General features: G+C 64.7%; 1 protein-coding gene and 1 pseudogene. One reads left to right on the top strand and one right to left on the bottom strand.

Features of this window, described 5'->3' with window-relative positions:
• A pseudogene (locus CVH10_RS17035) lies at positions 1-255 on the top strand (gamma-carboxygeranoyl-CoA hydratase); the annotation flags it as partial.
• 90 nt (positions 256-345) lie between these two features.
• Here the strand turns inward: CVH10_RS17035 and CVH10_RS17030 are convergent.
• Positions 346-552, bottom strand: a 207-nt coding sequence (locus CVH10_RS17030; RefSeq protein WP_219924731.1) for a TIGR02466 family protein, incomplete at its 5' end; no start/stop codon positions are given.

Below are 552 nucleotides of genomic sequence, written 5' to 3'. Positions count from 1 at the left end.
GGCCTGATCGACCTCGTGCTGCCCGAAGGTTCGGTGGACGAGTTCATCTCGATGCTGAGCGACAGCCTGACCAACAATGCGCCGGGCGCGATGGGCGAGGCCAAGCGCTTGGTCAACGACATCGCCCACCACAAGATCGACAACGGCCTCATGGACGAAACCGCCAAACGCATCGCCCGCGCCCGCGTGTCGGACGAAGGCCGCGAGGGCGTGATGGCCTTCCTGGAAAAGCGCAAGGCCAGTTGGACGGTGTGATCCTCTTCTGCCGTCATTCCGGGGCGTCCGAAGGGCGAGCCCGGAACCCAGGAGGCGTTCTCGGGCGCATGAAGAGGTCGGCCGTTCCGTTCAGGCGTAGTTGAAGCTGATCGAAATGCGGTCGGCTTTGGCCTGGTTGGTCGGCACCTCGTGCCGCAGCCAGCTTTCCCACATCAGGACCGTGCCAGCCTTCGGATGCAGATAGACGAATGGGCGTTCGGCCTCGGGCGCGGCGTCCGTGATGCCTGGGCGGGCCATCATGAAGGGCAGGCGGGGGTCTTCGATCTTCAGCGACGA

The sequence above is a fragment of the Halomonas sp. ND22Bw genome, from assembly GCF_003011945.1.
Lineage (GTDB): Bacteria > Pseudomonadota > Gammaproteobacteria > Pseudomonadales > Halomonadaceae > Halomonas > Halomonas halophila.
Note: the sequence above shows the minus strand (reverse complement) of the source record. Positions and strands in the feature narration are given on the sequence as shown.